At 72.6% G+C, this 25,602-nt stretch carries 22 protein-coding genes, 1 tRNA gene and 1 pseudogene; 9 read left to right on the forward strand and 15 right to left on the reverse strand.

All coding sequences use genetic code 11. The features are described from left to right. Positions 1-327 precede the first annotated feature (327 nt). The gene (locus ACGFK0_RS09785; RefSeq protein WP_392902357.1) at positions 328-633 is read right to left on the reverse strand and encodes an MTH1187 family thiamine-binding protein; all 306 of its coding nucleotides are present in this window, start codon (positions 631-633) and stop codon (positions 328-330) included. Between the two features lie 16 nt (positions 634-649). Beyond that, positions 650-1,042 (reverse strand): hypothetical protein, encoded by a 393-nt coding sequence (locus ACGFK0_RS09790; RefSeq protein ID WP_392902359.1) that lies wholly within the window; start codon positions 1,040-1,042, stop codon positions 650-652. Between the two features lie 64 nt (positions 1,043-1,106). On the opposite strand from ACGFK0_RS09790, the gene ACGFK0_RS09795 reads away from it, so the two are divergent. Beyond that, a complete protein-coding gene (locus ACGFK0_RS09795; RefSeq protein ID WP_392902361.1) occupies positions 1,107-1,880 on the forward strand; it encodes an enoyl-CoA hydratase-related protein in 774 nt (257 codons plus the stop codon). A 278-nt stretch (positions 1,881-2,158) separates the two neighbouring features. Here the strand turns inward: ACGFK0_RS09795 and ACGFK0_RS09800 are convergent. After that, positions 2,159-2,232, reverse strand: a tRNA-Ile gene (locus ACGFK0_RS09800). A gap of 179 nt (positions 2,233-2,411) precedes the next feature. On the opposite strand from ACGFK0_RS09800, the gene ACGFK0_RS09805 reads away from it, so the two are divergent. The 3 genes from ACGFK0_RS09805 to ACGFK0_RS09815 are packed head-to-tail and all read left to right on the forward strand — an operon-like array spanning position 2,412 to position 5,362. Further along, on the forward strand, positions 2,412-3,098 hold the full coding sequence (locus ACGFK0_RS09805) for an LppX_LprAFG lipoprotein (RefSeq protein ID WP_392902363.1): 687 nt from the start codon (positions 2,412-2,414) through the stop codon (positions 3,096-3,098). Positions 3,099-3,112: 14 nt separating this feature from the next. Beyond that, positions 3,113-4,705 carry an MFS transporter gene (locus ACGFK0_RS09810; protein WP_392902365.1) on the forward strand — a complete coding sequence of 531 codons (1,593 nt, stop codon included), beginning with the start codon at positions 3,113-3,115 and terminating at the stop codon, positions 4,703-4,705. Between the two features lie 42 nt (positions 4,706-4,747). Beyond that, positions 4,748-5,362, forward strand: coding sequence for a hypothetical protein (locus ACGFK0_RS09815; RefSeq protein ID WP_392902368.1), 615 nt, complete (start codon positions 4,748-4,750; stop codon positions 5,360-5,362). A 4-nt stretch (positions 5,363-5,366) separates the two neighbouring features. Here the strand turns inward: ACGFK0_RS09815 and ACGFK0_RS09820 are convergent, their stop codons facing one another. The 6 genes from ACGFK0_RS09820 to ACGFK0_RS09845 form a co-directional block, all read right to left on the reverse strand. Further along, on the reverse strand, positions 5,367-7,334 hold the full coding sequence (locus tag ACGFK0_RS09820; protein ID WP_392902370.1) for a hypothetical protein: 1,968 nt from the start codon (positions 7,332-7,334) through the stop codon (positions 5,367-5,369). Between the two features lie 54 nt (positions 7,335-7,388). Then, positions 7,389-8,672: an adenylosuccinate synthetase gene (locus tag ACGFK0_RS09825; protein WP_392902373.1), complete on the reverse strand. Its 1,284-nt coding sequence runs from the start codon at positions 8,670-8,672 to the stop codon at positions 7,389-7,391. A gap of 4 nt (positions 8,673-8,676) precedes the next feature. Next, entirely contained in the window at positions 8,677-9,648 is a 972-nt protein-coding gene (locus ACGFK0_RS09830) for a hypothetical protein (protein WP_392902376.1), read from the reverse strand. Positions 9,649-9,687: 39 nt separating this feature from the next. Next, a complete protein-coding gene (locus ACGFK0_RS09835; RefSeq protein ID WP_392902379.1) occupies positions 9,688-10,725 on the reverse strand; it encodes a molecular chaperone DnaJ in 1,038 nt (345 codons plus the stop codon). After that, on the reverse strand, positions 10,722-11,555 hold the full coding sequence (locus ACGFK0_RS09840; protein WP_392902381.1) for an NUDIX domain-containing protein: 834 nt from the start codon (positions 11,553-11,555) through the stop codon (positions 10,722-10,724). Before ACGFK0_RS09840 ends, ACGFK0_RS09835 begins: the two co-directional genes overlap by 4 nt. A gap of 209 nt (positions 11,556-11,764) precedes the next feature. Then, positions 11,765-13,759, reverse strand: a complete 1,995-nt coding sequence (locus tag ACGFK0_RS09845; protein WP_392902384.1) for an amino acid permease — start codon at positions 13,757-13,759, stop codon at positions 11,765-11,767. 359 nt (positions 13,760-14,118) lie between these two features. Between ACGFK0_RS09845 and ggt the strand changes: the two genes are divergently transcribed. The 3 genes from ggt (at position 14,119) to ACGFK0_RS09860 (ending at position 17,427) form a co-directional block, all read left to right on the forward strand. Continuing rightward, the gene (gene ggt, locus ACGFK0_RS09850; protein WP_392902386.1) at positions 14,119-16,005 is read left to right on the forward strand and encodes a gamma-glutamyltransferase; all 1,887 of its coding nucleotides are present in this window, start codon (positions 14,119-14,121) and stop codon (positions 16,003-16,005) included. A 30-nt stretch (positions 16,006-16,035) separates the two neighbouring features. Further along, entirely contained in the window at positions 16,036-16,398 is a 363-nt protein-coding gene (cutA, locus tag ACGFK0_RS09855) for a divalent-cation tolerance protein CutA (RefSeq protein ID WP_392902389.1), read from the forward strand. 144 nt (positions 16,399-16,542) lie between these two features. After that, on the forward strand, positions 16,543-17,427 hold the full coding sequence (locus ACGFK0_RS09860; protein WP_392902391.1) for an oxygenase MpaB family protein: 885 nt from the start codon (positions 16,543-16,545) through the stop codon (positions 17,425-17,427). 19 nt (positions 17,428-17,446) lie between these two features. On the opposite strand, the gene ACGFK0_RS09865 is transcribed toward ACGFK0_RS09860, so the two are convergent. Continuing rightward, positions 17,447-18,979 carry a DHA2 family efflux MFS transporter permease subunit gene (locus ACGFK0_RS09865; protein WP_392902393.1) on the reverse strand — a complete coding sequence of 511 codons (1,533 nt, stop codon included), beginning with the start codon at positions 18,977-18,979 and terminating at the stop codon, positions 17,447-17,449. A 116-nt stretch (positions 18,980-19,095) separates the two neighbouring features. On the opposite strand from ACGFK0_RS09865, the gene ACGFK0_RS09870 reads away from it, so the two are divergent. Continuing rightward, positions 19,096-19,677 carry a MarR family winged helix-turn-helix transcriptional regulator gene (locus ACGFK0_RS09870; RefSeq protein WP_392902396.1) on the forward strand — a complete coding sequence of 194 codons (582 nt, stop codon included), beginning with the start codon at positions 19,096-19,098 and terminating at the stop codon, positions 19,675-19,677. A 4-nt stretch (positions 19,678-19,681) separates the two neighbouring features. On the opposite strand, the gene ACGFK0_RS09875 is transcribed toward ACGFK0_RS09870, so the two are convergent. The 5 genes from ACGFK0_RS09875 to ACGFK0_RS09895 all read right to left on the reverse strand — a co-directional run bounded on the left by ACGFK0_RS09875 (position 19,682) and on the right by ACGFK0_RS09895 (position 25,053). Continuing rightward, the gene (locus ACGFK0_RS09875) at positions 19,682-19,981 is read right to left on the reverse strand and encodes a metal-sensitive transcriptional regulator (protein WP_089312530.1); all 300 of its coding nucleotides are present in this window, start codon (positions 19,979-19,981) and stop codon (positions 19,682-19,684) included. Positions 19,982-20,066: 85 nt separating this feature from the next. Then, entirely contained in the window at positions 20,067-21,182 is a 1,116-nt protein-coding gene (gene ald, locus ACGFK0_RS09880) for an alanine dehydrogenase (protein ID WP_392902399.1), read from the reverse strand. A 200-nt stretch (positions 21,183-21,382) separates the two neighbouring features. After that, complete coding sequence (locus ACGFK0_RS09885; RefSeq protein ID WP_392902401.1) at positions 21,383-22,192, reverse strand: SAM-dependent methyltransferase; 810 nt, start codon at positions 22,190-22,192, stop codon at positions 21,383-21,385. Between the two features lie 116 nt (positions 22,193-22,308). Then, the gene (locus ACGFK0_RS09890) at positions 22,309-23,481 is read right to left on the reverse strand and encodes a glycerate kinase (protein WP_392902403.1); all 1,173 of its coding nucleotides are present in this window, start codon (positions 23,479-23,481) and stop codon (positions 22,309-22,311) included. Positions 23,482-23,607: 126 nt separating this feature from the next. Then, positions 23,608-25,053, reverse strand: coding sequence for an NCS2 family permease (locus ACGFK0_RS09895; protein WP_392902405.1), 1,446 nt, complete (start codon positions 25,051-25,053; stop codon positions 23,608-23,610). Positions 25,054-25,274: 221 nt separating this feature from the next. Between ACGFK0_RS09895 and ACGFK0_RS09900 the strand changes: the two are divergent. Further along, positions 25,275-25,586 (forward strand): annotated as a pseudogene (locus tag ACGFK0_RS09900) (PucR family transcriptional regulator); the annotation flags it as partial. Between the last annotated feature and the right edge of the window lie 16 nt (positions 25,587-25,602).

Here is a 25,602-nt window from a genome sequence, read left to right on the forward strand (position 1 = left end):
TCGTGTGGCTGGCACCCCAACACGGGCCGCCGACCTGCGTCCATGGGGCGCGGGCAAGACGTGGCGGGCGTCCAATCGAACGCCGTTCGGGTTGTGTGGCGAGCACAGTGGGGGCCGCCCCGCCGGGGGATTCGGGCGCCGTTTCGCCCTCCCCGTTGTGCGCGGTGAGCGATTGTTCACCGGCACTGCCGCCCACCCCCGCGACGTGCCCTGCGCAACCGCGCATGCAGAGCATGGGCATGCGTCGCCATGCCCTGAAGCCCGCCGGCGAGTGTGTCGTGGACTCAGCGGCGCACGAGCGACCGGCGGTGGTCGTCCAGCAGGCTTCTAGGGTCCGGTGGTCGAGCCCAGGTGGCGTTCGACCGACTCGACCTTGGCGTCGAGGGCACCGGTCACGCCGGGGCGGATGTCGGCCTTGACGACCAGGCCCACCCGCGGCGCACGCGCCGCGACCGCGTCGGTGGCGGCCTTCACCACGGCCATCACCTCGTCCCACTCGCCCTCGATCGTGGTGAACATCGCGTCGGTGCGGTTGGGCAGGCCGCTCTCGCGCACCACCCGGACCGCTTCCGCGACGAGTTCACCGACCTCCTCGCCCACGCCGAGCGGGGTCACCGAGAACGCGACGAGCATCGTGCACCTCCCATGGTCAGGGCTGCAGGACCTGCCGCACCACGATCTCATCCAGCCGCCGCTCGACGATCACGCCCACCGGCCAGTCGCGCACCAGGCACCGCAGCAGCGCCGCCTCGTGCTCGGCGAACGCGGGGTCGCAGCCCTGCTGCTCAAGGCTGGACCTGATCGCCAGCACATAGTCGTCGCTCGTGAACCCCGGAACCTCCCTGACCATCGCGGTCGTCGTGGCGCGGTGCGAGTTGAGCCCGGCGAATGAGCGGCCGCAGCCGCATCCGCCGTCCGGGTCGTCGCGGTCACGGGCGCACACCATCCCGATGTGGACCAGTTCCCCTTCGACGCACCAGTCGAAGTCGTTGTCGCGGAATCCCTGGCTGGAGTTGGTGGCGGTGAGCAGCTTCAAGGCCATACCCCCTCGGCGCGTCAGCGGACCCGCCCACCGTACGACGAGGGTCTGACGTAACGTCTGGACCATGAGCGAAGACAACGACGTCCTGCTCCACCGCGACGGAGCCTTCACCACGATCACGATGAACCGGCCGCGCCGCCGTAACGCGCTGTCCCGCGCCTTCCTGCTCGCGTTGACGGACGCGTTCCGCGAGGCCGGCGGCACCGACACCCGCGGCCTGATCCTTGCCGCGAACGGCCCGGTCTTCTCCGCCGGCCACGACTTCGCCGACATGGCGGGGGCGTCCCACGCCGACGTCCGCGACCTGCTCCAGGTGTGCGCCGAGCTGATGCGGACGATCCAGTCCGTCCCGCAAGTGGTGGTCGCCCGCGTGCACGGCCTCGCCACCGCAGCCGGCTGCCAGCTCGTGGCGAGCTGCGACCTCGCCGTCGCCGCCGAGAGCGCCGGTTTCGCCGCGCCGGGCGGCAAGGGCGGCTGGTTCTGCCACACGCCCCTGGTCGCGATCGCCCACAACGTCGGACGCAAACGCGCCGCCGAGATGGCCCTCACCGGCGAGGTCTTCGACGCCGCCACCGCCGCCGACTGGGGCCTGATCAACTACGCGGTGCCCGACGACGAGCTGGACAAGGCCACCCACGAGTTGCTGCTGCGCGCCACCCAGGGCAGCCCACGCAGCAAGGCCCTGGGCAAGCAGGCGATGTATGCGCAGTTCGACCGCCCCGAGCAGGACGCCTACGCCTACGCGATCGAGGTGATGGCCGCCTCCAGCCAGACCCCCGAGGCCCAGGAGGGCATGACGGCATTCCTAGAGAAACGCCACCCCACCTGGCCCGCCTGACCCAGAAGCCCACCCAGCAGAGGGGCGAGGGGCGGAGCCCCATCGACCGGTCCCCGGGCTGACGCTCACGTGTGCAGTGACCTCAAGCCGACGGGGGCGAGGGGCGGAGCCCCAAGGACCGGTCCCCGAGCCGACCGTGCCGGTGCAACAACCTGAGCCGACAGGGGGCGTGGGGGCGGAGCCCCCACATCGGGGGTCCGGGGGTCGCCCCCCCGGGTCGGCATGACGGAAGAGTCCCGGTCCGCGCCCCCCAGCGGACACGGTTCGCCCAGACTCTGTAGGGCGGGCGGGACTCGAACCCGCGACTGGGAGATTATGAGTCTCCTGCTCTGACCAGCTGAGCTACCGCCCCGAGGCGTCCCCCGGTAGACGGTGGGGGCGTGGCCCGGGTGTCATCTTAGCGGCGCGGAAACCGCGGCTGCCACAGGAAAAGTGAGGTGCCGTGTCACCGGCGGGTCGTACTTCGGGTGGGAGGATGTCATACCTCCTACCGAGTGACGGGTGCGGGTACCCGTCGGTAAGGTCCCGCGTATGTCCAGACGCATCCTCGTCCTCGTTTCCGTGTTGCTGGCGCTGGTTTCGACCGGTGCGTGCAGCGGGGGCGGATCGGACGAGCCCGCCGGGAAGGCGGATTTCGATGCCGCGCAGACGCTGCGGCAGGCCGCGCAGGCGATGGGAAATCTGAAGAGCGTGGCGTTCACCGTGGAGTCGGAGGGGGAGACTCCGGTCATCGTGAAGGGCGGCGACATGAAGCTGCTCCGGGCGGGTGACGCGGAGGGGACGCTGACGGTCGAGCAGCAGGGCCAGAACGTCGAAATGAAGGTCGTCGCGGTCGGGGAGAGCATTTACCTGGACGCGGGGACGGGTGGCTGGCGCAAGGTGCCGAAGGCGCTGGCGGCGAGCATGTACGACCCGTCGGCGGTGCTGGATCCGGAGCGGGGGATCTCGAAGCTGCTGACGTCGGCGGCGTCGCCGGAGCCGCAGGCCGAGGAGAAGGTGGCCGGGAAGGAGACCTACCGGGTGGGGGCGAAGCTCCCGAAGGCCCAGATCTCGGGCCTCATCCCGGGGATCAACGCGGATCTGGAGGGTCAGGTCTGGGTGAGCAAGGCCGACCATCGCCTGGTGAAGGTCCGCGGTGCGTTCCCTGAGAACAAGGGTGCGGTGGTGATCTCGTTCACCGAGTTCGACGCCCCGTACGAGATCCGCGCCCCGAAGTGAGGCGGCGTCGCCGGGTGGCGATCGGGGCCGGCGGCGCGGTGGTGCTGCTGGCCGCGCTGGACGCCTATGTCGTCACGACGATCCTGGTGCCGGTGGTCGAGGACCTCAAGATCCCGATCAACCGGCTGGAGCGGGTGACGCCCGTCCTGACGGGGTTCCTGCTGGGGTACGTGGCGGCGATGCCGCTGCTCGGGCAGTTGTCGGACCGGTTCGGGCGGCGGCCGCTGCTGCAGGCGTGCCTGGTGTTCTTCGCGGTGGGTTCGGCCGTCACGGCGCTGGCGGGGGGTGTGCCGCTGCTGACGGCGGGACGGGTGGTTCAGGGCGTCGCGGGCGGCGCGCTCCTGCCGGTGACGATGGCGCTGGCCGGTGACCTGTGGGAGGAGCGGCAGCGGCCGGTGGTCCTGGGCGCGGTGGGGGCGGCGCAGGAGCTGGGCAGCGTGCTGGGGCCGCTGTACGGGGCGGGTGTCGCGGCGGTCCTGGAGTGGCGGGCGATCTTCTGGATCAATCTTCCGCTGGTGCTGGTGGCGATGGTCGCCGTTCAGTTCGCGGTGCCGGGCGGGCGCGGGGAGGGGCCGAGGCCCGGCGTTGACGTGGTGGGCGGGCTGCTGCTGGCGCTGGGGCTGGGGCTGCTGGTCGCCGGTGTCTACAACCCGGAGCCGCAGGAGTCGGCGCTGCCGCCGTGGGGTCCGCCGGTGCTGATCGCGGGTGCCGCCGTCCTCGTGGTGTTCGTGTTCTGGGAGGTCAAGGCGAGGACGCGGCTGCTGGACCTGTCGGGTGTGCGGCGCGGGCCGCTGCTGGCGACGCTGGGTGTGAGCCTGCTGTCGGGTGCGGCGCTGATGGTGACGCTCGTGGACGTCGTCCTGGTGGCGCAGACCGTGCTGGACAAGGACGCGACGGAGGGCGCTCTGCTGCTGACCCGGTTCCTGGTCGCGCTGCCGGTCGCGGCGGTGGCCGGGGGCGTGATCGCCAGGCGGTTCGGTGAGCGGTGGCCGATGGCGGCGGGCATGGCGGTGTCCGCGGTGGGTTATCTGCTGATCGCGGCGTGGCCGGCGGATCTGGCGGACGCCTCGTACGGGCCGCTGCCGCGGATGGACGTCGATCTCGTGGTCACGGGCCTCGGCCTCGGCCTGGTGATCGCGCCGGTGTCGTCGGCGGTGCTGAGGTTCGTTCCCGCGGGCAGGCATGGTGTCGCGTCGGCGGCGGTGGTCGTGGCGCGGATGATGGGGATGCTGCTCGGGATCTCCGCGCTGTCGGCGTGGGGGTTCTACCGCTTCCACGCGCTGACCGCCGATCTGAAGCCGCCGCTGCCGTTCCTGATGTCGGACGGCGAGTTCGCGCGGCAGATGAAGATCTACAACGCGGCCTTGGACGAGGCGCTGCGCACCGAGTACCAGGAGATCTTCTGGATCACCGCCGGGATGTGCGTTCTCGGTGCTCTTCTCGCGCTGGCCGCGGGTGGCGGGGGCCACCGGGACTCGGACGACGATCCGGGCGATGGCGAAATTCGGTCACCATTCGGGCATACCGGGCGCGAAGCGGGAAAGGATTCGGCCACAGGCCACGTGCCGATCAGCGGACTCGGGAATATCCTGGGCGAAGAAGGCTGAAGGCCTCTTGCCGGGAGGGCACTCCCCGGGGAGGTGACGCAGATGCGCAGGTCCGGTATCGGCCGGGGAGGCACGCCGCTCACCAGGCTGCGCCGGCGGCTCGGACTGGAGCGCAGCGAGCTGCGGCGCCGGGTGGACCGCGTCCAGCGGGTGATCGCCCTCGCCCTGCTCGTGCTGCTTCTCGGCACCGCGCCGCCACTGGCCGCCTGGGCCGCGACCTGGTCCTACGAGGCCGGTGTCCGCGCCGAGGACGCCGAGCGGGCGAACCGCCGGCAGGTCGTCGCCACGGTGACCGCGACCGGCGGCATCGGCGCGTCCGGCGACCGCTACGTCCATGAGACCGTCCATGCCACCTGGGCGGGGGTGAACGGCGAGAACCGCGTCGGGACGCTGCCGAGCTGGAAGGGCGCCAAGGTCGGCGCGCAGCGGAGGATCTGGGTCGACCGCGACGGGAACCCGGCGGTCCGGCCCCGCCCGCACAGCCGCACGGTGACCGACGCCGCCTACGCGGGGACGGCGGCCGTCCTCGGCTGCGGGCTGCCGGTCCTGGTGATGTACATCGTCGTCCGCCGCCGCTGCGACCGGCACCGCGACCGCATGTGGGAGGCCGACTGGGCCCGGATGGACGCCGACGCGGGCCACAATCCCCGCTCCTGACCGGTCAGGGCGTGATCACGCAGGGGCCGCCGCCGCACACGTCCCTGACCGTGCCGGTCTTGAGGAAGATCGCCTTCTGCCTGCGGGCGTCGGCGTTGTTGCGGGGGTCGGAGTGCGGGTCGCGGCCCTCGGTAGGCGGCGTGTTGCTGAGCGGCGGGTGCGGGGAGCCGCTGTCCCAGACGACCATCGCGGACCCGTCGTGGGACGCGCCGAACGCCGGGATGCCCCAGTAGGGGACCTTGTCGGGTTTGCGGCCGGGCCGGACGGCCGGGGCGTGGATCCGGGCGCCGATCGTGCGCGCCTGGACCTCGGCGGCCACGGGCGCGACCTGGTGGTCGCCGAACGCGACGTGCATGAGGACGCGGTGCCCCGGCGTGCCCGGCAGCGGATCGCCGGTCATGTGCCAGGCGTATCCGTTGGCCTCGCCGCGGTCCCACAGCATCTGGATCAGCGCGATGCCGATCTGCTGGTCGAGCCTGTCGGGGTAGAACAGGTCGAGGACCCGCCCGTACTGGGGGAAGTCGGAGCTGCGGTTGAGCATCGTGCTGTAGTTCATCGCGGGGACGCCGAGGACGGCGCGGCGGATGTCGGGCGACACGGCGGTGAGGGCGCCGCCCATGATGCCGCCCTGGCTGTTCCCGTCGAAGGTCAGCTCGGCGTCCGCGTCGATCAGCGACGTGCCCGCGTCGTCCTGGAACGCCTTGTGGCCGGCGAAGCCGCGGGTCATGGCGCGGCCGAGGAAGATGAAGTTCAGGAAGCTCTGCTGGGTGCGGTCCGCGACCGTCCGGAAGCGGGTGAGGTCGGCGAGCGCCGAGACGACGTTCGGGACGTCCTCCTCGGACATGCCGATCCATCTGGTCGCGCAGAACACGAACCCGTGCTCGGAGGCCATGGACGTGACGTTGCCGGCGTCGACCTCGTCCTCGCCGCCGAGCAGGCCGTGCCCGTAGAGGGCGGGACGGGCCGGTTCCGTGAACGCCGATCTCGGGATCTCGCACTGGAACGGGACGGCCTGGGAGTTGCCGGGCAGCCGCTCCGGTTTCCCGTCCCGGCCGCGGTGCAGCGACGCCCCGGGCAGGCCGCCGTACTGGTCGAGGTAGCTCGGCGCCCAGACGACCCCCCTGACCTCGCGGGCGATCTTGTCGTCGACGTCGTCGGTCACCTGCGTCACGAGGAACGACGGGGAGCGGTCGCCGAGCCTCCCGAGCGCCTCGTCGCGCATGTGGAGCACGGGTCCGGCGAGGCTCTGCCGGCTCGCGACGGTGAAGTCCCATGCGAGGTACAGGCCGTCGCGGCCCACGCCGTGGCGTTCGAGGGCCGCGAGGACCTTCCGCGTGTCCCGCTGCCGCTCGTGGAGCGGGTCGGAGGACGGCAGCGCCGGCCCGAGGATCTCGGTGAACGCGTCGTTCGGCCCGATCGGGTTCCCGGACGCGTCGCGCAGGTTCCGGAGCGCGACGGCGTAGTGGTGGCCCTCGCGGAAGTTCCGGGCCGGGCGGATGATCAGCGCCCTGCGGTCGTCCGGCGCGTTGGCGTCCAGTTCCGCCCAGTACGGCTGGCGCTCGCCGGTCGCGGTGTCCACGATGACGATGGGGGCGTCGTCGCGGAGCGAGGCGCCGATGTCGGTGACCGGCGCCGCGCCGGTGCGGGTGAGGTCGAGGCCGGGGACGCGGCTGAGCAGCATCGACCCGGGGGAGAAGCCGTCCGCCCGGTTCCACTCGTCCGGCGACACCGGGATGCCGAGCGCGTTCGTCAGCGTGGTGCGCATGTGGACGCGGCGGCCCGTCGGGGTCGCGGCGTCGGGCACCGTGTACCAGTCGTTCGGGAACGGCAGCAGGCACGCCGCCGGGTCGATGGGATCGCAGCCGGGCCCGGTCTCGGCCGCGGCGGACGTCACCGCGGGCGGGACGGTCAGGAGCGCGAGGGACGCGGCGAGCGCCGCGACGGCCGAGAGAGTGCGCTGGGGGAGACGCAACGTCCACCTCCGGAGGATCCGCGACGTTCAGCCGATCTTGATTTCACCGGAGGCTCAGGTCAAGAGGCGTCCGGAGTCGGCCAGGTTCCGGGTGGGCAACGGAACGGTCACGCGCTTGTCCGCCGCGGCCGGGCCGTACGAGCGGAGGACGACCGGGGCCCGCAGCGCGTCCTCGATCGTCTCCACCGGACGGCCGAGCGGCGCGTAGACGGGACGCGCCGCGAACAGGCGGCGGGTGAGACCGGCCTGGCGGTCCAGGTCGGGCGGCCCGGTCGCCAGCCGCCCGACCCGTTCGCCGTCCATGTCGTAGGCCAGGCAGGCCCGCAGGTCTGGACGTGCCCCCGCCACGTCCAGATGTGTGACCGCCAGGCCGTCCACGCCGCCCGCCACGTCCAGCGCGTACCGGAGCGCGACGGCGTCGAGGTGGCCGACGCGGAACGCGCCCTGCCAGCGGCCGGTGCCGTTGTGCGGGTCGGGCAGGTCCGCCGTGAGCGCCGGGTCCTCGGTGACGAACGGGCCGGGGCCGTGGCGGGTCGCGTACGCGCGCAGCACCCCGAGCCGCGCGGCGGACTCGCCCGCCTCGGCCAGCAGCGTCTCGGCGTTGGCGAACGTGGTCGTCGACCAGGTCGTGTACGGGTGGAAGCCGTGCCACTCGTCCAGCAGGACGCCCTGGGCGCCCTCGAACACCACGTTCCCGGTGCGGAGCAGGCCGTGCAGGTGGCCCGCGTCCACGATCGCGACCCTCTCGCCGAACGCGGTGAACGCGGCGGCGCAGGCATCGGCGCCCGGGACGTCCTCGCCCGACGGGAAGGTGTCGCGATACCAGTCGTGCACGGCGGTCAGCCGGCGCCGCAGCCGCGCGGGCGACAGGCAGTCGCCCGCGCGCGGCGCGTCGTCGTGCGCCAGGGCGTAGGACGCAGTCTCGCCGATGCCCATCCCGCACGACCCGTGCCGGGCCGCGCCGCGCGCCGACTCCCGCGCGCGGTTGGCGGCCCGGTGGTACGGCGTCGTCAGCAGGGCGTCCCGGTCGACGGTCAGCCGGTCGAGCGCGTCGCGCACGCCCAGCCCCCGCAGATGGTCCGCCTCGGCGGCGAGGGACAGCGGGTCGACGAGCATGAACCGCGACAGGTGCGTCCGGACGCCCGGCGTGAACGTCCCCGAGCCGAGCTGGGCGAACGTGTGGTGCCGCCCGTCCGCCGTGACGACGTTGTGCGCCGCCTGCGCCCCGCCGTTGAACCGGACGACCGCCGCGACGGGGGACGCGGAGCAGAGGTGGTCGACGACCGTGCCCTTGCCCGCGTCCCCGAACCCGAGGTCGACGACGATCACGTGCCCCATCGGGTCAGAGCCGGGTCGTCGCGGACGGGCCGGCGGCGTCCAGGCCGGGCGGCGTGGACGACACCGCGACCGGCGCGCGGGACGCGTCCAGCCGGGCCAGCGCCCGCGACACCGACGCGCCCGCGTCCGAGCCCGCCTCCGCCAGGTGCCCCAGGCCCTCGTCGAGGTCGATGGCGTCCTCGGCGAGCCCGACGGTCAGCGCGATCGTCTCGCAGACCGCGTCGAGATCGTCCAGGTGCAGGACGTTCTGGCCGAGCAGCCCGCGCCAGAAGTCCCTCAGCTCGCGGCTGCCGGCGTGGTGGGCGCCCTCCGGGATGATGAAGTACACCTCGTACCTGCGCTGCAGCTCGCGGACGATCGCCTCGACCGGGACGTCCTCGTCCAGGTCGTCCCCGATGACCTTCGCGACCTCGCCGCGCTTGACCTTCGGGTAGGCCAGCTCGTCACCGATCATGAACAGGTAGCCGCGCCTGCCGCGCTTGTCGAAGCAGTCGATCGAGGTGTGGCGGGCCATGAAGTACATGGCCAGTTCGTACGACTCGCGCATCTGGCCGCCGCCCCCGCCTTCGAGCAGGATCTTGCCGAGGTCGTCGTCCATCCGGTTGTCGGCCTCGAACTGGCCGATCTGCAGCGGCGCCCGGTCGCAGGTCGCGTCGCCGACCGCGCCGAACAGGATGTGCGGGTGCTCGGCGTATCCCTTGCGCAGCAGCAGCCCGAGCAGGTCGGGGAGCTTGGTCTGCAGCGTCCGCGGGACGTGTCCCATCGAACCGGTCACGTCGAACAGGACGCCGATCGCGAGCGGCTCCGGGTGGTCGTCCGAGTCGCGGCTCTCCCGGGCGGTCACGCCGCGCGGGTCGAGGTCGGGGTGGACGGTGGTGGCGCCGCCGTCGGAGTAGGCGAACGCGCTGGCGCCGGTGGACGCGCGGTAGCTCGCCCGCGCGGCGTAGACGTCGGTGGACCAGTTTCCGCTTCCCATGATCGTCTCCTTCGGTGTGGGAGGGGTCTTCGAGGGGTGTCAGCGGGCGAGGGGCAGGTGGAACGGGCGGAAGCGCCGCGGGCCGTAGAGCCCGTCCAGCAGCTCGTCCAGCTCGGCCAGCAGCCGCCAGGCGTCGGACGGGCGCCGGTTCTGCGCGGGCAGCAGGCAGCCGCGGGCGAACGCGCGCATCGCCTTGGGCGCCTTGCCGCCCATCAGGCCGGTCATGCACCGGGTGGCCATGAAGATGTCGGTGGCCGGGCTCGCCGGCCGCCGTCCCGGAACCTCCGGCGGGTACAGGTCCGCGTGGCGGTCCACCATCGCCGGCACGCGGCCGGCCGGGCCGGTGGCCGCGTCGCGGCCCGGAACGGAGTAGCACCAGTCGACCAGGACCAGGCCGTGCCTCTCCGGGTGGATCATCACGTGGTCGGGGAGGACCGCGCCGTGCAGGACGCCCGCGCGGTGCGCGAACCCCAGGCCGACCAGCAGCCGCCGCCACATCCATGCCGCGTCGCGCGGGTCGACGCCGCCGGGGAACGCCTTCCCGACCGCGGTCAGGGTGTGGAACCCGTCCAGCGCGGCGACCACGTTGACCCGCCGCTCCGCGCCGGTGGACGCGTCCCGGTGCCGGAACGACTCGACCAGCCGCGGGACGTACGGCAGGAACCTCCCATCGCCGTCCCTGGGGAGCCGGCGGAGCGCCACGGCCTCGCGTTCGAGCAGGTCCCCGTCACGGGGGTCGCGCGGCATCTTCAGCAGCACCGCCCGTCCGCCGCCGTCCGGGCGCGCCCCGTACAGTTCGGCGAGGTCGCCGCCGATCTGGGCGCCGGCGAGCCGGTACGCGTGGCGGCGCGTGGTGATCAGGGTCGCGTCGTCCCGGTTGTAGCCGCGCCAGAGCGCGTTCAGCCTGATGAAGGCGTCGCGGGTCCGCCCGCCGGTCGCGTCCGGGTGGACGAGCCGCGCCAGCCGCCGGTAGCGCCGCGCCGCCTCCGCGGCGTCGCCGCCGAACAGGTCCGCGGGGACGCGCGCCCGGTCGAGCCGCGCCAGCGCGTCGTCCAGGTCCGTTCCCCGGCCGCTCATCTGATGTCCTCCTCCCTGCTCGGCCGCAGCAGCGCGGGGTGCAGGAGGCGGGCGTCGCCCGGCCGGTAGAGCCGGGGCCGGGGTCCGCCGCGGCGGCCGCCCCGGTCGGACGTCGCGCCCGTGCTCTCCACGAACCCGGGCACCGACAGCACCTTCCGGTGGAAGTTGCCGGCGTGCAGCTCCTCGCCCCACACCGCCTCGTACACCGAGCGCAGCTCGGGGATGGTGAACTCGCCCCCGCAGAAGGCAGTGGCGAGCGGGGTGTACTCCAGCTTCCCGCGCGCCCGCTCCAGCCCGTCCGACAGGATCCGCGCGTGGTCGAACGCCAGGCGGCGGGTGGTGCCCGGACGCTGGTCGCCGGACTCGGACAGGCCGAGCGCGTCCACCGGGACCCACGCCGCGTCGGCCGCGTCGCCGCCCGCCTCGGGGTCCGGCAGCTCCGGCGCGAACGCGAGGTGGGCGACGGAGATGACGCGCATGCGCGGGTCGCGCCCGGGGGAGCCGTACGTGCCGAGCTGCTCCAGGTGGACGCGGCCGAGCACGCCGCCCTTGGCGCTGAGGCCGGTCTCCTCGGCGAGTTCCCGGACGGCGGCGTCGGGCAGGTCTTCGGCGCCGGTGCCCTGGAGCGGCCCGCCCGCCTGGACGAATCCGCCGGGCAGCGCCCACATCCCCTCGTACGGGGCGACTCCGCGCCGCACCAGCAGGACGTGCAGCGCGCCGTCGCGGATGGTGAGGGCGACCACGTCCACCGTCACGGCGACCGGGTCGTAGTCGCGAGGGTCGTAGTTCGCGAGGAACTCGCTTTCGTCGCGCCTCGGTTCCGGGGACATCCGCGCCTCTCCCAGCTGATCTCGTTCCGAGTAAGTCTCAATATGAGTCAATCTCATGCTGAGAGTAACCTAGCTCAGGCGGTGGCCGTTGTCCAGCCGGTCGCCCGGCCCGTCCCGGACGCGACGAGGGCGCCGCCCCCGGGAAACGGGTGCGGCGCCCTCGTCGTTCGGCGGAACTCTACAAATCGAAAGTTTCGGTAGTCGGCCCGTCAGCGGCGGTGCCGTCCGCCGCCGGGAGGCGGTTCCTGGTGCTCCCCGTCGTGGGGCGGCCGGCCCTCGGGCGGGCCGTATCCGTACGGATCGGAGCCGTACGGGTCAGACCCGTAGGGATCGGAACCGTAGGGATCGGAACCGTACGGGCCCGATGGGTACGGATCGGAGACGCCCGGGTCGATGCCGTACGGGTCGGCTGGCGGGCCGGGCGGCTCGGGCCGGCCCGGCTCCCGGGCGAACTGGCCGGTCGGCTGCCGTCCCGTCGAGTAGCGGCCCGTCGGGTAGGGGCTCTCCGGGGCCAACGGCCCGGGACGCATGTCGCCCGGCCACGATCCCGTCCCCTGGCCCGGGTACCCGCCCGCCGGCACTCCGCCGGGCGGGTAGGGGGCGACCGCGGCGCCACCGGGGGGAGGCGGGCCCGGGAACGGGCCGCCTCCCGGCGGCGGCGCGGCCAGCCGGGCGGCCACGGGACGTTCGGGCGGAGGCTCGTCCAGCAGGAGCTTCATCTGGCTCTTCCGGCGCCCGTAGACGAGGTACAGCAGCAGTCCGGCGACCATCCAGATCGCGAAGTAGCCCCATGTCTGGACCTTCAGGTTCACCATCAGCCAGCCGACCGCGAACATCGTCACCACGGCGGTGAGCGGCGCCACCGGCACGCGGAACGGGCGGTGCAGGTCGGGCTGGGAGTGGCGCAGCGCCATCACGGCGGCGGGGACGAACAGGAACGCGAACAGCGTCCCCATCACCACGAGCTGCTCCAGTGTGAGCACGTCGATCGTCTGCGAGGTCACCACGGCCGCGCCGCCCGCAAGCAGCGTGGCGCGGGACGGCACCTTGTAGCGGCTCATGGAGGCCAGCGGCCGCGGCAGCAGCCCGTCGCGCGACATCGAGAAGATCACCCGGGTCAGGCTGACCAGCACGACCAGGATGACGGTCGTCAGGGAGAGCACCACGCCCACGTCGACGAGCTTGCCCATCGCGCCCGCGCCGACCGAGTCGAACGCCGCGGCGATCAGCAGCTTGTCCGGATCGAGCTTGGCGAAGCCGTCCATCCCGACCATGCCGACCAGTGCGACCGCCACGGCGGCGTACAGCACGACGGCGGCGAGCAGGGCCGTGATGATGCCGCGCGGCACCTTGCGGGGGGCGTCCTCGGTCTCCTCGGACGCGGTCGCGATGAGGTCGAATCCGATGTAGGCGAACGCGATGGCCGGCGCCGCCGCGAAGAGCCCCCAGATCCCGAACACCTCCGGGGTCCCGCCGCCGACCGCGCCGAGCATGGCGTCCAGCACCGTCTGGTCGGCCTCGGGCGCCGGTCGCGCGGGCGGCAGGACCGGGGTGAGGTTGCCGCCGCTGAAGAACTTCAGCCCGGTGGCGATGACGAGCCCGATCACGATGACCTTGGCCATCACCATGAACCACAGGGTCTTCAGGCTCATCCGGCTGCCGGTGGCGAGCATCAGCACGACCAGCAGCAGGATGAGGAGGGCGAAGAGGTCGGGGCCCTTCTGCTGGCCGATCAGGTCGCCGAGCCATCCGGGGACCTGTACCCCGAAGTCGTTCAGCGCCTGCGCCGCGTACAGCGACCAGACCCGGGCCAGCACCGACGCGGCCAGCAGCAGCTCCATCACCAGTGCCCAGCCGACGATCCACGCCCACACCTCGCCGAACGCGACATAGCTGAAGGAGTAGGCGCTGCCCGCCACCGGGATGATCGAGGAAAGCTCGGCGAACGCGAGCGCGACCAGCAGGCAGACGCCCCCCGCGATGAGGAACGACACGAGTACGCCCGGCCCGGCGGTCGCGGCGGCCTGCTCACCGGCGATCTTGAATATGCCGGAGCCGATCATGACGCCGAGGCCGAGCACGACGAGATCGCGGGTCCGGTAGACCACGCGGAGCCGGTGCCGGCCGCCGTAGAGCCTTCCGGTCGCCCGCTCCACCGGCAGCCGCCGGAACATGTTGTTGCGCATGCGCATGTCCCAGGTCATAGATTTCTCCCCCCAGGCCGGGGGGCCGGGGACGCTGAACCCGCGCCGCTGATCGCGAGATGATGGTCTGCTGAAGTCCCTAAGAATTAACCAGGTATGACCATAATCGCAACGTTTCCGGGCGGATCGGTGCCAACGATCTGTTGGCGGATAATGCTAAACCGCCTGGTAGCCGCCGGGCGGCGACGTGGCGCAGCGCCGTCCTCACGCTGGGCGAACACCGAATCCGTTTCCAATGGATCGTTCCGGCCGAAATACCCGGGACGGCCAATAAAGAAAGCGCTTTACGATCTTTGATCGGGTGGCGCCGGACGAAGATCGATGACACCGTGGGGACGCCGCGTTCAACTGGAGGTCCGGTGTCCCGCTCCCCATCGCCCTCGAAGCCGCCCGCGCCCCGAGCCCCGCGCCGCACGGCCCTGGTGGCCGCGATCGCCACCGCCGCGTCCCTGACCGTCCCCGCCGCCGCGGCCGCCGCGCCGATCGCGCCTCCCGCCGCACCTGTACACCCGCGGCCCCCGGCCAAGCAGCCCGTCGCGACCGGATACGGCGGCGCGGTGTCGACGGTCGACCCGGACGCCAGCCGGACGGCGCTGGAGGTGCTCAGGCGCGGCGGCAACGCGATGGACGCGGCCGTCGCGGCCGGGGCCACGCTCGGCGTCACCGAGCCGTACGTGGCGGCGATCGGCGGCGGAGGCTACATCACCTACTACGACGCGGAGGAGCGCCGCGTCCACGCCCTGGACGGCCGCGAGATCGCGCCGGAGAGGATGCGGGAGGACGCCTTCATCGACCCCGCCACCGGCGAGCCGCTCCCGTTCGACCAGGCCGTCACCAGCGGGCTCGGCGTCGGCGTGCCCGGCACGCTCGCGCAGTGGGACCTCGCCCTGCGCCGCTTCGGCACCCGCGACCTCGGCCGCCTGCTGCGCCCGGCGATCAAGGTCGCCGACCGGGGCTTCGTCGTCGACCGGGAGTTCCACGACCAGACCGCGATGAACGCGGCGCGCTTCCGCGACATCGTCCCGACCCGCGAGCTGTTCCTGCCGGACGGGCGGGTCCCCGCCGTCGGGTCCGTTTTCCGCAACCCCGACCTCGCCGACACCTACCGCGAGCTGGCCAGGCGCGGCACCGGCTGGTTCTACGAGGGACGGCTCGGCCGGGAGATCGCGCGGACGGTCGCCCGCCCGCCGGTCGACCCGGACGCGACCCGCGACGTCCGCCCCGGCCTGATGAGCCCCCGCGACCTGGCCGCCTACCGCGCCCTGGTGCGCGAGCCCACGCACGTCTCCTACCGGGGGATGGACGTCTACGGCATGCCGCCGTCGTCGTCCGGAGGGACGACGATCGGCGAGACCCTCAACATCCTGGGCAACTTCCGGCTCGATGAGCGCGACCCGGCCGCGGCCCTGCACCACTACCTGGAGGCGACCAAGCTCGCCTACGCCGACCGCGGCCGCTACCTGGGCGACGCCGACAAGGTGGACGTGCCCGTGGACGAGCTCCTGTCGTCCGGATTCGCCGGCGAGCGCGCCTGCCTGATCGACCCGGGCCGGGCCGCCGCCGCGCCCGTCGCCGCCGGTTCGCCCGACGGCGACTACCGGCCGTGCGTCCCGCCGGGCACCCGGACCCGGGCGCTGGCGCCCGAGGGCCCGCAGACCACCCACCTCGTCGTCGCGGACAAGTGGGGCAACGTCGCGTCCTACACGCTGTCCATCGAGCAGTTCGGCGGCAGCGGCATCACCGTTCCCGGACGCGGGTTCCTGCTCAACAACCAGCTGACCGACTTCTCCTTCCGGCCGCCCGCGCCCGGGCAGGCGCCCGACCCGAACGTGCCCGGCCCCCACAAGCGTCCGCGCAGCAGCATGTCCCCGACGCTCGTGCTCAAGGACGGGCGCCCGAAGCTGGCCCTCGGCACGCCCGGCGGGTCGACCATCATCACGACCGTCCTGCAGATCCTGATCAACCGCATCGACCTCGGCATGGACCTGCCGGCCGCGCTCAACGCCCCGCGCGCGACGCAGCGCAACACCCCGCAGGTGTTCGCCGAGCAGCCGTTCATCGACGCCTACGGCGCGGACCTGGCCGCACGCGGACACCGCCTGGAGGTCTTCGCCGGCCCGCCGGCGGGCGTGATCGGCGCCGCCACCGGACTGGAGATCCTGCGGCCCGGGCTCGTCCAGGCGGTGGCGGAGCCGACGCGGCGCGGCGGCGGCAGCGCCCTCGTCGTCCGTCCGGCCCGGCGGTAGCCGGTGCGAGGAGAGGGAAGGAGTCGTGCCATGGCCCACTCTTACGTGCAGGTGACGACGACGACCGACTCGCGCGCCGAGGCGGCCGAGCTTGCCAAGGCCGCGGTCGCCGAGCGGCTCGCGGCGTGCGCCCAGCTGGTCGGCCCGATCGCCAGCACCTACTGGTGGGAGGGGGAGATCGAGTCGGCGGAGGAGTGGATGGTGCTCTTCAAGACCTCCGCCGACCGCTTCGACGAGCTGGCCTCCCTCATCACCGAGGGACACTCCTACGACACCCCGGAGATCATCGCGACGCCGGTGGTCGCCGGCAGCATGGACTACCTCGCCTGGGTCACCGAGCAGACCGAGCCGGACGAACGCGACGAGGCCATCGCCGACGACGACCAGGACTGACGGCGGCAGGTCCGGCGGGAAGGACCGGCGGGAAGGACCGGCGATGAGCAGGGCCGATCGTGTGATGTGCGTCAAATCAGGGTAAGTTTCCGGTTACCCCGGCCGGGGTGCTGTACCGGCCGCGGCGACGGAAGGCGGTACGACGTGCACGACGAGTTGGGCCGATCGCCCCTCACGCAGGAGCGCACGGACCACGGGCTGTTCGGGCCCGGCTCGGTGACCTGGCGCGTGATGGGCGAACCCGTGCTGATCATCGGCGGGATCCGGGCGCTGCTGCTGCAGGGCCTGCATCCGAGGTCGATGTGGGGCACCGCGCAGAACTCCGAGCTCATGGACCCGGCCGCGGCCTGGGCGCGGCTCGGCCGGACGGTCGAGTTCGTCCGCGTCCGCACCTACGGGACGGAGGCGGAGGTCGAGCGGGTGGGCCGCCGCGTCCGCAAGCTGCACTCCAAGCTGACCGGCCTCGACATGCGCACCGGTGAGACGTTCGCGGTCGACGACCCGGAGAACCTGCTCTGGGTCCACCTGGGCGAGGTCGACTCGTACCTGGACGTGGCGCGCCGCGCCGGTGTGCCGCTGACCGCGGCCGACGCCGACGCGTTCGTGGACGAGCAGCGCCGCGCGGCCGCCGTCGTCGGGCTCGACCCCGCGGACGTGCCCGGCACGGTCGCGGAGATGAAGGAGTACTACGAGGAGATGCGCCGGCGGATCTGGGCGTGCCGGGAGGCCCGCGACGGAATGCGCCGCATGTTCAACCCGGCCGTCCCGCGCAAGATGCTGCCGCTGAAGCTCGCCGCCCCGGGCATCGGGACGCTGGTCGTCTCGACCCTGCCGCGCTGGGCCCGCCGCATGTACGGGCTGCCGGGGCTGCCCACGTCCGACCTGGCCGCCACACTGACGCTCAAGGGCCTGTACCGGACGTCGCAGGTCGTCCCCGAGCGCTTCCGGTACTCCCCGGACGCCCAGCGGGCCAGGCGCCTCACGCGCCGGCACGAGGCGGACCTGGCCACCTGGTCGATCGCGTCCTGACCGTCCGGGACCGCGCGGGTCACCCCATCGGCGGCGCGTCCGGCGCTTCGTCGGCGCGCGCGCCGTGCCGGGGGAGCAGCAGCGCCGGGACGATCAGCACGGCGGTGAGGGCGAGCGCGACCCAGAACGTGTACCCGAACGCGTCCGCCAGTTGCGGCGCGACCTGTTCGCGGGCCCGTTCCGGGATCTGGCCGATGGCGCCCGCACCGCCGCCGGCCGCCTGCGGGATCCGGTCGCCGATCTCGCGGGACAGGACGACGGCCAGCAGCGCCGTCCCGACCGATCCGCCGAGCTGGACGATGATGTTCAGGGTGCTGCTGGCCCGCGACACCACCGCGCGGCGCAGCGTCGTCAGCGCGGCCGACATCGTCGGCATCATCGTGCAGCCGAACCCGAGGCCCCGCACCCAGAGCGCGATGCCGAGCACCCAGTAGGACGTGTCCGCTTCCACGACGGCGAACGGGACGGTGCCGAGCACCAGCAGCGCGATGCCGACCGGGACGATCCGCCCGGCGCCGAACTTGTCGGTGATCACGCCGGCGAGCGGCATCGCCATCGCGGCCCCGAGGCCCTGCGGCGCCAGCAGCAGGCCCGCGGCGAGGGCGCCCTCGCCGCGTCCGATCTGGAAGTACAGCGGGATCAGCAGCATCGAGCCCATCAGTGCGATGCCGACGAAGAACACCGCCGCCGCCGCCGTCGCGAACGTCCGGTCGGTGAACAGCCGCACGTCGATCAGGGAGCGTTCCCGCGACCGCAGGCTGTGCAGCGCGAACAGACCCACCATGACGACGCCGCCGGTCAGCCAGGCGATCGTGGCCGGTTCCCCGAATCCGCCGCTGCTGGACGCCGTCGACAGGCCGTAGATCAGCAGCACGAACCCGGGCGGCAGCAGGATCAGGCCGCGCCAGTCGAGCGCCGGTGCGGTGTGCTCGCCGCGGCCGCGCGGCACCTTCCACCAGGCCAGCGCGAGGGCGAGCACGCCGACCGGCAGGTTGACGAAGAAGATCCAGCGCCAGTCGACGTCCTCGATCAGCCAGCCGCCGAGCACCGGGCCGAGGACGGGCCCGAGCAGCATCGGGACGCCGATGATGCTCATGATCCGGCCCAGCCGGTGCGCTCCGGCCGCCATCGTCAGGATGGCCATGCCGGTCGGCATCAGCATGCCGCCGCCGAGGCCCTGCAGCACCCGGAAGACGATCAGGGACTCGATGTTCCAGGCGGCGCCGGACAGGCCGGAGCCGAGGACGAACAGCACGATCGAGGTCATCCACACGCGCCGTCCGCCGAACCTGTCGATGGCCCAGCCGGTGAGGGGGATGACGGTGGCCATGGCGAGCATGTAGCCGGTGATGACCCACTGGATCGTCGACAGGCCGGTGGAGAAGTCGCGCCCGAGCGTCTCCAGCGCGACGTTGACGATCGTGGTGTCCAGGATGGCCATCACGTTGCCCGACACGATCACCAGGCCGAGCAGGATGACCTGCCGGTCGAGGCGGTCGCCGCGGGAGGCGTCGCCGGACGGCGCCACCTTGGTGGACGGTCCTTCGGTCATGTCGCCCCCTTGCCCCGAGGTTCCGGTTGCCCCGTGTCCCCGATCGTGAAAATCTGAAACGCCTTGAAGTTCAAGGTATTTTGCAGTGCACCACGAAATATGTTGAACTTCAAGGTATGTCCGAGAATTTGCGTCCCGCCGATGCGTCGATCGACGCCGACCTGGAGACGATGCTCCAGCTCATGGGGCGGTTGTTCCGCGGCATGAAGGGACCGGGCGCACACGGAGAGGGCGGGGAAGGAGAGGGCGGGGAACTCGTCGGCCGGGTGAAGGCGGTCGGACTGGGCCCCCGGCACATGACCGCGCTGATGGCGCTCGTCCTGCACGGCCCGGCACCCGTCGGCGTCCTCGCCCGGCACATGGCCCTCAACCCCGCCACGGTCAGCCAGCTCGTCGGCGAACTGCAGCGCGGCGGGTTCGTCGAGCGGCGCCCGGACGAACGGGACCGCCGGCGCATGATCGTCAGCCTGGGCGAGGCGCACCGCGAGGCGATCGAGCGGTTCGCCTGGCGCCGGCTGCGCCCCCTGCGGATGACCCTGGAGGCGCTCGGCCCCGCCGAGCGAGCGCACTTCCTGCACGGCTGGCGGACCCTGGTCGACTGCATCGAGGCCACCGGCTCGCATGACCCGTTCAGCGGGCACCACCCGCACGACCCGGGGGACGCGCACGGCCGGGGGGACGCGCCGGCCGGCGCGTGACCCGTCAGCCGCGGCGCATCAGCCGGCCCACGGCCGCCATCAGCTCGGTGGACATCGCCTCGCCCTTGCCCTCCTCGGCGCCCTCGGCCACGCAGTGCCGCACATGCCCGTCCAGCAGGCCGAGCGCCACCTTGTCCAGCGCGGCCTGGACGGCGCTGATCTGCGTGAGGATGTCGATGCAGTAGCGGTCCTCCTCGACCATCCGGTCGATGCCGCGCACCTGCCCCTCGATCCGGGCCAGCCGGGTCTGCAGCTGGTCCTTGGTGGCGGTGTACCCGCGGGTGGGGGTCTCGCTGGTCGCCATCTCCGTCCTCACAATCTCCCGAGGGCGCACGCCCGGGTACCCCTGGGGGGACTTCCCCTCATGGGTACCCTATGCGCTCGCGCGGTCAGTCCAGGATCGAGGCGAGCGGGGTGTGCGGGAGGCCGTGGGCGGCGGCGACATGGTCGTAGACGAGGTCGCCCGCGTGGGTGTTGAGGCCGCGGGCGAGGGCGCCGTTGCTCTCCAGGGCGCGGCGCCAGCCCTTGTCGGCGATCTGGACGGCGTAGGGCAGCGTGACCCCCGTGAGGGCGTGCGTGGAGGTGTTGGGGACGGAACCGGGCATGTTCGCCACGCAGTAGAACGTCGAGTCGTGCACCCGGTAGGTCGGGTCGGCGTGCGTGGTGGCGCGGGAGTCCTCGAAGCAGCCGCCCTGATCGATCGCGATGTCCACCAGGACCGAACCGGGCTTCATGCCCGCGACCAGATCGCCGGAGACGAGCTTGGGCGCCCTGGCGCCGGGGATCAGCACCGCACCGATGACCAGGTCGGCGGCGCGGGCCTCCTGCTCGACGGTGTAGGCGCTGGACACGAGGGTGCGGAGGCGGCCCTGGTAGATGGCGTCGATGTGGCGCAGACGCTCGATGTCCACGTCCAGGACCGTCACGTCCGCGCCCATGCCGACGGCGATCTGCGCCGCGTTCAGGCCGGACACGCCGCCGCCGATGACGACGACCTTGGCCGGGGCGACGCCGGGGACACCGCCCGGCAGGACACCGCGGCCGCCGTTGGAGGCCATCAGGTTGTAGGCGCCGACCTGCGGGGCGAGCCGCCCGGCGACTTCGGACATGGGGGCCAGCAGTGGCAGGGAGCGGTCGGGCAGCTGGACGGTCTCGTACGCGATCGCGGTGACGCCGGCGGCCAGCAGAGCATCGGTGCACTCGCGGGAGGCGGCCAGATGCAGGTAGGCGAACAGGACCTGGCCGGCGCGCATCCGATGGTACTCGGACGCGACCGGCTCCTTGACCTTGAGGATCAGCTCCCCCTCGGCCCAGACCTCGTCCGGGCCGTCCACGATCTTCGCGCCCGCGGCGGCGTACTCGTCGCCGGGGATCGCCGATCCCAGCCCGGCGCCCCGCTCGACGAACACCTCGTGGCCGTGGCGGGTGAACTCGTGCACTCCCGCCGGGGCGATGGCCACCCGGTACTCGTGGTTCTTGACCTCGCGCGGGACGCCGATCTTCACGGGAGCTCCTCCGCCAACGCCGACGGGTCTACTCCTCCAGCGTGCGGCGCGAGGCCCCCTCCGGCCATGCTCACAATGTCAAGGCATCGGCCTTCTCGATGACATGGTGTAAGAGGGCCCAGTACGGCTGCCCTGTGTGTACGGCGGCCCCGGGTACGGCGCACAGGGCGAGAGGTGCCGGGAAGCCCGGATCCCGCGCGCTACGGCTTGCGGGCGATGCCCCCGTACATGAGGCGCTGCCCGACGGTCAGCTCGTCCGCGACGTCCCCATCGGGCCGCCAGAGCGGCAGCGGGACGAGACCGGGTTCGAGGAGTTCCAGCCCGTCGAAGTAGCGGATGATCTCCTCGGGCGTGCGGAACCGTCCCGTGCCGAGCAGCCCCTGGTACTGCGCCTCGGCGTCCACCGCCTCCTGGCTGGACGCGCAGAAGGCCGTGACGAACAGGTGGCTGCCGGACGGCACGGCGTCCATCAGCGTCTCCACGATCCGCTGCGGGCCCTCGTCGTCGTGCAGGTGGTGCAGGATGCCGACCAGCATCACCCCGACGGGCTCGTCGAAGTCGATCAGCCGGCGCACGTCCTCGTGCGCGAGGATCTCCGCCGGCCGCCGGACGTCCGCGGTGACGACCGTCGTGAGCGCGTTCTCGGCGAGCAGCGCCCGCCCGTGCGCGAGGACGATCGGGTCGTTGTCGATGTACACCACCCGTGCGCCGGGTGCGGTGGCCTGCGCGACCTGGTGGGTGTTCTGCACGGTCGGCAGGCCGGAGCCGAGGTCGAGGAACTGGCGCAGGCCCGCCTCCCCGGCCAGGTACCGCACTCCGCGGCCGAGGATCTCGCGGTTGTAGGTGGCGACGTCGTAGATCTCCGGGATGATCTTGACGATCTCCGCCACGAAGGCGCGGTCGACCTCGAAGTTGTCCTTGCCCCTGAGCACCACGTCGTACGTCCGGGCGATGCTCGGCTTGGTGGTGTCGATTCCCAGTGAAGCCCAGTCGTACTGCTCTTCGGCCATGCCGTGTCCGCCTCGCGCCGCTGTTGAGTTCTCAGGTTCCGCCGCCACCCCAGATCGTAAACGGCTGACCGGTTCGCCGTCATGGAAGTGGCGATTGTTCGTTGGAGCGATCCGAATCAGGGGCGTGCCGGGGGGAGCCACTCGTCGGCGATCGCGACCGTCAGCTGCTCCAGCAGCGGACCGGCACGGCGGACACGGCGCTCGGCGTCGGGCTCGATGTCGGCCAGCGCGTACGCCGCCTGGATGCGCGCCTTCCTGAGCTGCTCGCCGGTGAGGCCGCGCCGCCCGGCGACCGCGACGACGGGCGCGCCCGCGCGGGCGGCGGCGCGGGCGACGCCGATCGGCGCGGTGCCGCGCAGCGAGCGGGTGTCGAGCGAGCCCTCGCCGGTGACGACCAGGTGCGCGCCCCGCGCCTTCTCGGCGAAGCCCAGCAGGTCGAGGATCAGCGCGGCGCCGGGCTCGATCGTCGCGCCGAGGAAGGCGAGCGCGGCGAACCCGACGCCGCCCGCCGTCCCGGCGCCGGGCAGGTCGCGGGCCGCCGTGCGGGACGCCGCCTCCGCCAGGTCGGCCCAGCGACGCAGCCCCGCGTCCAGCAGCCGCACCTCGTCGCGGCCGGCGCCGCGCCGCGGCCCGTCCACGGCGGCGGCCCCGGTCCGGCCGAGCAGCGGCCCCGCGGAGTCGCCCGCGACCACCACCTCGATGCCCGACATGTCCGGAAGCCCGCGCAGGTCGAGGGCGTGCAGGGAGCGCAGCGCCGCCCCGCCGGGCGGCAGGTCCTTGCCGAGGGCGTCCAGCAGCCGCCCGCCGAGCCCCTGCACCAGGCCCGCGCCGCCGTCGGTGCAGGCGCCGCCGCCGAGGCCGAGGACGATCCGGCGGGCGCCGAGCCGCACCGCGTGCGCGAGCAGCTGCCCCGTCCCGAGGCTGGAGGCGACGAGCGGGCGCGGCTTGCCGCCGGGCAGCCGGCGCAGACCGGACGCCTCGGCGAGCTCGACCACCGCGCTGCGGCCGTCCACCGCCAGCCGCGCGGTGACGGGACGGCCCGTCGGCCCGCACACCTCGGCCTCGACCGGCCGCCATCCGGCCGCCAGGGCCGCGTCGACGGTGCCCTCCCCGCCGTCGGCCACCGGCAGCTCCACCAGCGGGACGCCGGGGCGGGCGCGGCGCAGCCCGGCCGCGAGGTGCCGTGCCGCCTGCGCCGCGGTCAGTGCTCCCGGGAACCTGTCGGGCGCCAGCAGGACGTGACCTGGCGGAGACGGGTGGGGGGGAGAGTCCGCGGACACCACAGCCACGCCTTTCACGCCGGGGGTAAGGCACTACCTTCTGCTTACGCCATGACGGCACTTTTTAACACCCGCACGCGTGTCCGAAACTTTCAAATGCGGGAGATTCGGGCGTTTTGGCGGTGCGCGACGGGGTCAGCGCACGCCCAGCGCCTGTTCGATGGGGTCGATCAGGAAGAAGACCAGGAACAGCGCCACCACGGGCCACAGCCAGATCGACACCTCGCGCCACTTGCCGCGGGCCAGCTTGATCAGCGCGTAGCTGACCATGCCGGCGCCGATCCCGATCGTGATCGAGAAGGTGAACGGCATCAGCACGATGGTCAGGAACGCCGGGATGGTGATGTCCAGGTCGTCCCAGTTCACCTTGGCGACCTGCGTCATCATCAGCGCACCGACGACGACCAGCGCGGGCGCGGCGGCCTGCGCGGGCACCGTCGCGGCGAGCGGGGTGAGGAACAGCGTCACGGCGAACAGCGCGCCGGTGGCGATGTTGGCCAGGCCCGTCCGGGCGCCCTCGCCGACGCCGGCCGCCGACTCCACGAACACCGTGTTGGCGGACGAGCTGGTGATGCCGCCGAACGCGGCGGACACGCCGTCCACCGACAGGATCCGGCCGAGCTTCGGCACCTCGCCCTTCTCGTTCAGCAGGCCCGCCTCGTCGCTGACCCCGAGGATCGTGCCCATCGCGTCGAAGAACCCCGACAGCACCAGGGTGAACAGCACGACCAGCGCGGTGATGACCCCGGCCTCGGCGAAGCCGCCGAACAGGTCGAACTCACCGAAGAGCCCGAAGTCGGGCATCGCGAACAGGCTGTCGGGCATGTTCGGGGTGACCACGCCCCAGCCGCCCTCCTTGACGGCCTCGCGCTCCTGGATGACCACGGCGCCGATCGTCCCGACGATGATGCTGATCAGGATCGCGCCGGGCACCCGCCGCACGTACAGGATGATCATCAGCAGCAGGGTGAGCCCGAACACCAGCGCCGGCCAGGTCTCCAGCCGGCCGCCGGTGCCGAGCGACAGCGGCGGGCTCGTGGCGCTGGAGGTGACGAAGCCCGCGTCGTACAGCCCGACGAGCGCGATGAACAGCCCGATGCCGACCGCGATCGCGTGCTTGAGCGCCAGCGGGATCGAGTTCATGATCCGCTCGCGGATCCCGGTGAGCGCCAGCACCACGATGACCGCCCCCTCGATCACCACCAGGCCCATCGCCTGCGGCCAGGTCATCACCGGGGCCGCCTGGAACGCCACGACCGCGTTGATGCCGAGGCCCGCGGCGAGCGCCAGCGGCGCGTTCCCGACCAGGCCCATGATCACCGTTGCGATCGCCGCGGACAGCGCCGTCATCGTGGTCAGCTGCGGGATCGACAGCGTCGCCCCGGTGACGTCCTTCGCCCCGCCGAGGATGATCGGGTTCAGCAGGATGATGTAGGCCATCGCGAAGAACGTGGTGACGCCGCCGCGCAGTTCGCGGGACACGGTCGTCCCGCGCCCGGTGAGGTCGAACAGCCGCTCCAGCGGCCCGCGCCCGCCCGCCGGCGGCGAATCGTCGGTCGTGGCGGCGTTGGTCTCGGACATGACGGGTGCTCCGCATTCAGCAGCATGGTCTCGGAAATGGCGTGCACAGGTTAACCGTCCCGGTCCCGGACGTGCTGCACCGGCACCGCCGCAGGCGCGATGTCGGCACCGCCGCGGCGCGGTACCGAGACGTGATTCCCGGCTTCCGCAGCGTGACGGCGATAAGGGGTCCGCTATAGCCTGCCCTGGTGCGAATGCGAGACTCGGCCGAGACGGACGGCCTCGACTCCTATGCGCGGCTGCTGGCATCGGTTCCGGAGCGGACGCGCTCGTCGTTCCGCGCCCGGATGCTCGGGCCGCTGGAGGAGTACGACAGCAGCCGGCAGGCCGAGCTCCTGCACACGCTGGAGGTCTTCCTCGCCTGCTCGGGGTCCTGGAGCCGCAGCGCGACGCGGCTGCACGTCCATGTGAACACACTTCGGTACCGAATCCGGCGAATCGAGGACCTTACCGGCCGGGACCTCGGCACACTTGAGGACCGAGTCGATTTCTTCCTCGCCCTGCGCGCGACGCAGCCGGCGAGCACCCTTTAGCGGGAAAACTCTGTGG

It is taken from the genome of Spirillospora sp. NPDC048823, assembly GCF_043198445.1.
Lineage (GTDB): Bacteria > Actinomycetota > Actinomycetes > Streptosporangiales > Streptosporangiaceae > Spirillospora.